The 6,858-nt window shown below is 38.8% G+C and carries 6 protein-coding genes and 2 tRNA genes; 5 read left to right on the forward strand and 3 right to left on the reverse strand.

All coding sequences use genetic code 11. From position 1 onward, the window contains the following. The first annotated feature begins 31 nt into the window (after window positions 1-31). Window positions 32-122, forward strand: a tRNA-Ser gene (locus WAZ74_RS04075). A gap of 75 nt (window positions 123-197) precedes the next feature. Here the strand turns inward: WAZ74_RS04075 and WAZ74_RS04080 are convergent. The 3 genes from WAZ74_RS04080 to WAZ74_RS04090 form a co-directional block, all read right to left on the reverse strand. Then, a complete protein-coding gene (locus WAZ74_RS04080) occupies window positions 198-932 on the reverse strand; it encodes a hypothetical protein (RefSeq protein WP_422306077.1) in 735 nt (244 codons plus the stop codon). A 337-nt stretch (window positions 933-1,269) separates the two neighbouring features. Further along, window positions 1,270-1,599: a CopG family transcriptional regulator gene (locus WAZ74_RS04085; protein ID WP_422306079.1), complete on the reverse strand. Its 330-nt coding sequence runs from the start codon at window positions 1,597-1,599 to the stop codon at window positions 1,270-1,272. Window positions 1,600-1,802: 203 nt separating this feature from the next. Next, window positions 1,803-1,878, reverse strand: a tRNA-Asn gene (locus WAZ74_RS04090). A gap of 437 nt (window positions 1,879-2,315) precedes the next feature. Here WAZ74_RS04090 and WAZ74_RS04095 point away from each other — a divergent pair. The 4 genes from WAZ74_RS04095 to WAZ74_RS04110 form a co-directional block, all read left to right on the forward strand. Then, window positions 2,316-2,804, forward strand: coding sequence for a M48 family metallopeptidase (locus tag WAZ74_RS04095; RefSeq protein ID WP_422306081.1), 489 nt, complete (start codon window positions 2,316-2,318; stop codon window positions 2,802-2,804). 47 nt (window positions 2,805-2,851) lie between these two features. Continuing rightward, window positions 2,852-3,790, forward strand: coding sequence for a DMT family transporter (locus WAZ74_RS04100; RefSeq protein ID WP_422306083.1), 939 nt, complete (start codon window positions 2,852-2,854; stop codon window positions 3,788-3,790). A gap of 146 nt (window positions 3,791-3,936) precedes the next feature. Continuing rightward, complete coding sequence (locus WAZ74_RS04105) at window positions 3,937-6,288, forward strand: hypothetical protein (protein ID WP_422306085.1); 2,352 nt, start codon at window positions 3,937-3,939, stop codon at window positions 6,286-6,288. A gap of 355 nt (window positions 6,289-6,643) precedes the next feature. Next, a partial coding sequence (locus WAZ74_RS04110; protein ID WP_422306087.1) for a hypothetical protein occupies window positions 6,644-6,858 on the forward strand: 215 nt, incomplete at its 3' end.

The raw sequence follows: 6,858 nt of genomic DNA on the forward strand, positions 1-6,858 counted from the left end.
TCATTTCAGATCGCTATAATGATGCACAAATGGAGACGTGGCAGAGCGGTTGAATGCACCGGTCTTGAAAACCGACAAGGGTTCATAGCCCTTCGAGAGTTCGAATCTCTCCGTCTCCGCCAAATTCGAAAAGCCCCAATCAGCAATGATTGGGGCTTTTTTATAGTGATTTTTATCAACGCTCTAAATTATACCTCTTACTTCATTAACGACTCATCAAACTTAATTTCTTGGCCATCCGCTAAAACCAATGTACCTTCACTAATCTCGATGCTAATCCCTGTGTTATTTTTAATGGCACGCATGACATTAATATCTTCGATACTGCTTTCTATTATTATTTTTCCAGACTGTTCTGGGGCGATCGGCGGATCGAACTGCGTCAATGGCACGTTAAAGCTTTTGCTTTTGGTCAACCGTTTTTCTTTCATGGTCAGTGTGCCTTTGAAGCTTTCGATAGCCACTTTGCCATGATTTGAAAGCATAAACTGAAGCTTCACTTGGTTTAAGCTATCGTTATCACTGGTTTTGACGGGCAGTAGGGCAACAGGATAATTCAGGGCATTGGCAGTTTCCAGTTTTTGACTGGTCACAATGGGACTTTTTTTGCCTGTAGGATTGTTTGGATGTAGGCGCTCATATTCACGCTGTTGGACTAACGCTTGTTTAATCGTAATGCGCGGCATAGCACCTGATTCATACGCACCGCTGAGTTTCATACGCAGCATATAGCGGCTTAAAAGCTGTCGATCACTTTCTGGTAAACGTTCAAAAGTATCTCCGAGTTTCTGTTGCCACTGATCAGAGTCAGTCGGTATGGTTTGTTTACTTGGATCAGCTGGCGGCTGTGAGCAGCCATTGATGACAGGCAGCATCGCTAAGGTCAGGGTCAAGAACACAACTTTGTTTAAACGTTTATATGAATCAATCATCTGATACCTCCTTTTGAACCTGTATGGATACTAATGTCTGCTATCTTAATCTATCGCGTCTGAGGGTTGTGTATGTTTATTTATCGGACAATACACGCTGACGTTTTTGAGATGAGACTTTGTGAGGTAATTTGAGATTAGGATTTGTGAGACAATAAGTTTTGAAGCAAAGTTTTTAAGGTAGCAACAAAGAAGTTTGCTTTAAAAAATAGAAGCAGGTTTATAAGCCAATCGAGGCAGAGATGATATTGCAGATTGCAAAAAAAAGACCAAGCGCCATTAGGCTAGCTTAGTCTTTATCAATACTGACAGCATTAATTGTTTAAAGGTTTAAAAGCTACTTATTGTCTTGTAGCTCAGACAATGGATGGGTGATATTGTTATTATGGGTAACCACAATCGCCTCATCAATAATGCGCTGGCTCACTCCTTTTTTGCGCAATGTCTCAATAAAAACCTCGTCATATGCGAGCGTATAGTCTTGATGATCGCGATCTAGACCTTGACGAATATATAGTCGAATCAAGCCTTGAATACGCTTAAATCCCAGCTCTGACGAGGTGGCTTCTAGTAGCCTAATCATTTCTTCAGATAAGCGAATACTGACTGGACGCATAATTTTTTGCGGATGATCAGAAAACTTATTTTTTATACGTACAGGTATCATAATAAACCATTACTTTTAGTGAGTAGAGATAAAACTCTCAGACAAAAACTGACTCAGTTACAGTGAACCTTACCATACAACAAAAGTTTCTAAAAGGACACCGTAGCCGCATTAATAACCATATTAATCTTGCAATGGCAAAAGCTAAAAATGCCGACCATAAAAAAACCTCCATCAAATAAGTGATGAAGGTTTTTAGTATATGGCTCTCCAACCTGGGCTCGAACCAGGGACACACGGATTAACAGTCCGTTGCTCTACCAACTGAGCTATTGGAGAATAAATGGTCATAACGACAAATTTTATAAAAGCTTTAATAAGCGCAATGGCTTGTCTTGTTCGCGTTATGTGGGGCACATTTTAGCCAAGTAGTTACGGGCTGTCAACCTTATTATGAGATTTATTATAAATATAGTCGTAATCTATTCAAGATCCGCTATTATGGCGCTGAAAGTCGGTAATCTATGGAATGGTTTTATGAAAGACGACAGCAATCACAAATATTAAATGCATTCAGGTCAAAATAAAATAAACACAGGTATGATAATTTATCTCAGCAGCACTTTATAGTTTTTAGAGTATTTCGACTATAGATTAAACATATTGTCTATTTTAAAATAAAGACCATGGCTCAATAATAAAATGAGCGTTATCTATCAGAGCAAAAAAATATTAATACCGTACAATGTATAGGGTAGAGCATAAAGGATAAAAAATTGACCACATTAAAGTATATTGCTCATTATTCTGAGCAAATTCAAAGCCAAGCCACCTTGCTTATTAGTAGTGGCAGATTGGGCGATTATTTGGATAAAAATTATCCAGATAGACATCAAATACAAAGTGATAAAGCCCTATATCACTATATCAATGATATAAAAAGTCAGTATATGCGTAAAAGTAGCACGCTGACTCAAGTGACTTATAACAGTAAGCTCACAGTGCTCAAACATGCGCTGGGTATTCATACTTATCAATCTCGTGTGCAAGGCAGTAAACTCAAATCGCACAATAGCATCACGGTGGCAAGCTTATTCAAAGAGGCGCCGCCTGAGTTTTTACGGATGATTGTCGTGCATGAGTTGGCGCATTTTAAAGAGCAAGAGCATAACAAAGCTTTTTATCAATTATGCTGTCATATGGAACCGGATTATCATCAGTTGGAGCTGGATACCCGTTTGTGGTTGCATTGGCGTGAGCAGTAACTTACCTTATTTATCACAATAAGACAGTTTTAAGACTAGGATAAGCGATGAGTGCGTCAGCGCAGCAAGGAGTATTTGGCAATAAGAAATTGTGGCTTATTCCTTTGCTTTGTTTATTAGCAGGTGGCGCCTTAATCGGTATTTCTACCAATTTAGCAAAATATGCAGGCGAGATTGGTCTGACGCCACTGGCATTTCTTTTTTGGTCAATCACTGGCGCTGCTTTTATTTTGTTCACTTATGCGCTTCTACGTCACGAGTTACCGTCTTTAAGTAAGCCCACTCTTAAATATTATTTGATAGCAGCATTAGTCAGTATTGCAGCCTCTAATTTAATCTTCTTTTCAGCGATTCCGCATGTCGGCGCAGGTTTTGTTGCTTTGATTATCTCCTTGCCGCCACTGCTTACTTATCTTGCAGCAATCGTACTGAGGATAGAGAAATTTACCAAGCTTCGCGCGCTTGGTGTGGTCGCAGCCCTTGCTGGAGTCGGAGTATTGGCGGCACGTAAGTTTTCTGCACCAGATGCGAGTATGTTTTGGATTATATTAACCCTTTGTGGTCCTGTTTTATTAGCTATTGGCAATATCTACCGAACGTTGTATTGGCCAAACAATCTCTCTGCTAGCGCGCTTGCACCCGGTATGCTGATAGCCGCTTCAGGGTTACTTGGGTTAGTCAGCCTTGTTCCTAATTACTCACTTACTGTTCCAATAGTAGATCTTTTACCGCTTGGTTTAATCATCGTGCAGGCATTCGTTTTTGCTGGGCAATTTCTATTGCTTTTTTTACTGCAAAAAACGGGTGGTCCAGTGCTTTTGAGCTTATTAGGATCAGTAGGGGCGGTAGTCGGTGTGCCTGTCGCTATTTTTTTACAAGGTGAAAGCCCACCAGAAGGGCTTTTTTTGGGTGCTTCATTAATAGCGCTCGGCGTCATATTGGTTACATACGGTGGTGTAAAAATAGCAGGATCATCGGCAGACTAAACAGAACAGAACAGAACAGAACAGAAGAGTGAAGAGCTTAATAAAAATCTAAATCGATAGAATATAGACCTATTATTAGAACAAATAACATACAATTCATTAACATAAATGTTATATTCGTTTCCTTGTTCAATTAGGGGGATATTATGAAAATAACACATAAGCGCTCAATAAAAATATTCAATATTTTGATGATATCAATCATGCTTTCTGCATGTGGTGAAGATACTGATCATATTCCATCAGCAGTGACTCCACCAGCAGTAACGCCGCCAGCTGTAACTACTATTCCTGCCACGCCAATTGGGCCAAGTACGCCTATTAAGCCGCCAGTTACAAGTGTTCCTTGGATACCAATTGGACCAAGTACGCCTGTTAAGCCACCGGTAATTATTTTTCCAATTCCCAAACCAGAAATTGTTCCGCCCTCAGTTATTCTACCGGCACCAGAGCAACGTGAACTGCTTCAGAATTTGCGTTTTCTAGATGGGGCGACTGAATTAAAGAAAGCGCAGTTTGCCTTAGAAAATTGGAGTCCTAGAGCAATCGCCGCTAGAGAAGGTATTTTATATATTGCTAATGATAGTGGAAAGTCTAATATCTTACGTTATGACTTAAACGCTAAAAATGTACTGGCTCCTATTCAACCAGAAAATATACGCGGTATTGGGCAGTCTTGGAATCGCTTATCAGATATTAGTATTTATAAAGACCGTCTATATGCAAGCTCGTTGTCCTCAAATCGAGTCGATATCTTTGATGTTGCTACGGGCGAAGCACAATTCGTTATGTCTCTAGGCATAAATAATTGGTCAGGTGATCAAAATTTAGTTACTGTACATCCACTTTCTGTTGCTGCGAACGATCAGTATGTTTTTGTGGCTGACACTAATAATCGTATTAACGTCTGGAAACAAAGCGACGTTGTACCTAGCAACTCTCTAAAAGCTAAGAAGCATGCGCGTTTGTCTCTACCAAATTGTGGTGATATTTACTGTGACATGCGTTTAGAAGCAGTTGATGATTTGCTGTATGCAAGCTTCGATAATGGTCAAGTGTATGTATATGACGTCTCGACGATTCAACAAGGGGCAACCGAAAACGATATTGCTCCTTTAAAGCGAACCAATCCGGGTATCAACATCTTTAATACCGCCGATGATGGTTTATTTTATGGCTCGCGTAACAGTGGCCATGTAGAAAGCTTCAAACCAGAAGAGCTAAGAGGCGCAGTAAACTTCCTCCCTAAAGCGCAAGACAGTTTTAGAGCGTATCGTTTGGAAGACAGTAGCACTTACGCCAACCTAAGCAAAGCCAAGGATATGGTGGTTAATCAACAAAAGGTTTTACAGTTAAGTGGTGGCAAAGTAACGATATTACCGATACAGACTGTTCAACAATATCAGTCGAATCAAACGGGTTATGTTACCCAATTACAGCAGGCTGCGGCGTTGAGCCAGAACTATATGTTACAAGATGGCGAAGATTGGGATACCTTAACCAACCCTAACTTACGCTATTTTAAAGTCAATAATATTTTATCAGCGACTGTTGAAAGAGATAATATTCAGCTTCAGAGCTACAGTGCTGCTGTGGTTAGTAATTTAGATATTCAAGCCAAATTAAAAGGTACTGATCAATGGTTTACTATCGCACATTTGGATCAATTGCAGCCCTTTAGTCAGACTAAGCTGAATATGGACACTACTGATCAACATCGTTATCCTTTGGTGGATGGTAAAGGCTCTATTCAATTAGCAGGCTTAAACCAATTTAAGCAGTTACCAGTTGATTTATTAGATATTAAAGTAGTGTCTAAGACAGATCCATTGGTGCAAAAACTGGCCACTATTAAATCAAAATGGGGCATCTCCTTCGGTAAATACTCTCAAGCAGATGGTCAGTGGGAGAAAATTAATCCTGTCTATGCACGTGAGTGGGTCATCATGATGACCAATTTTGCTTACATGTTAAACAGTCCTGAATTTGAACATATCTGGTTTAATCAGAAAAAAATTATGGGAATTGATTTCTTTGGCAATGCAGGTCCAATTGTTGGCAATGATGGCTATTTCACGCCTCAACAATATACCCAGTATTTTAATCAAATAATGAATCGTGGCGATATTCGCTTAGGCATTACTACCATTGGTGGCGGTTTAGGTGGTGGAGATATATTGGGAAATGACACTTGGTTGTTCTATGCACATTATTTCAATACAGATGTCGGTTTGATTGGGCATGAATTTGGTCATCACTGGGGCAGTCATGACAGCTCTTGGGCAGGCTATGATTTTGGTATGCAACCCATTACTGGGCAGTTGCATCAATATCTCCAACGCAAACAGCGACTGCCGTACATGGATCCTGAGCTCAATAAATTTCATAAAGCACCGAAAGATCAGCTTTATAATGGTATTGTTGAAAGCTTCCGTAAGCCACGTCCTGCAACAGATGTTAATAATCTAGAACGATACTTCGCACAAAATCCTCTGTAATTAAGTCAAGTAAGAAATAGGCCAACATTTGCGTAAGCGAGTGTTGGTTTTTTTATTAATTTATACAGAGGTAGCCTAAAATATCATTAATAATTTATTTAGGCATTTTAAAATAGCTTTTTTAATACTATCAGCCTTACGCTATTCCACTTAATAACAGTTAAAAGATTTGTCCTAAAAAAATTATTTGATAGTATTTTCTTGATTGAAAATCTATTTGTTATATGAATAATCATGTCAATAGAGTAAAGCTTTGGGATGTATATTTGTATCAACACGTTGACTAAATAACAGTGCTAGCATAGTATCGAGTATCAAGATATTCTACATAGTGTTATAAATAAGGGTAAAAATTATGTCAAATAATTCTTTAAATAACAAAGAGATCGATAGTGATCTATTAGAATCTTCTAAGAAAAATGTTGTAAATTCTGACAAGAAAGATAAATCTGACAAGAAAGATAAGTCTGACAAGAAAGATAAGTCTGACAAGAAAGATAAGTCTGACAAGAAAGATAAGTCTGACAAGAAAGATAAGTCTGACAAGAAAGATAAGTCTGACAAGAAAAA

Source organism: Psychrobacter sp. (assembly GCF_049295055.1).
Lineage (GTDB): Bacteria > Pseudomonadota > Gammaproteobacteria > Pseudomonadales > Moraxellaceae > Psychrobacter.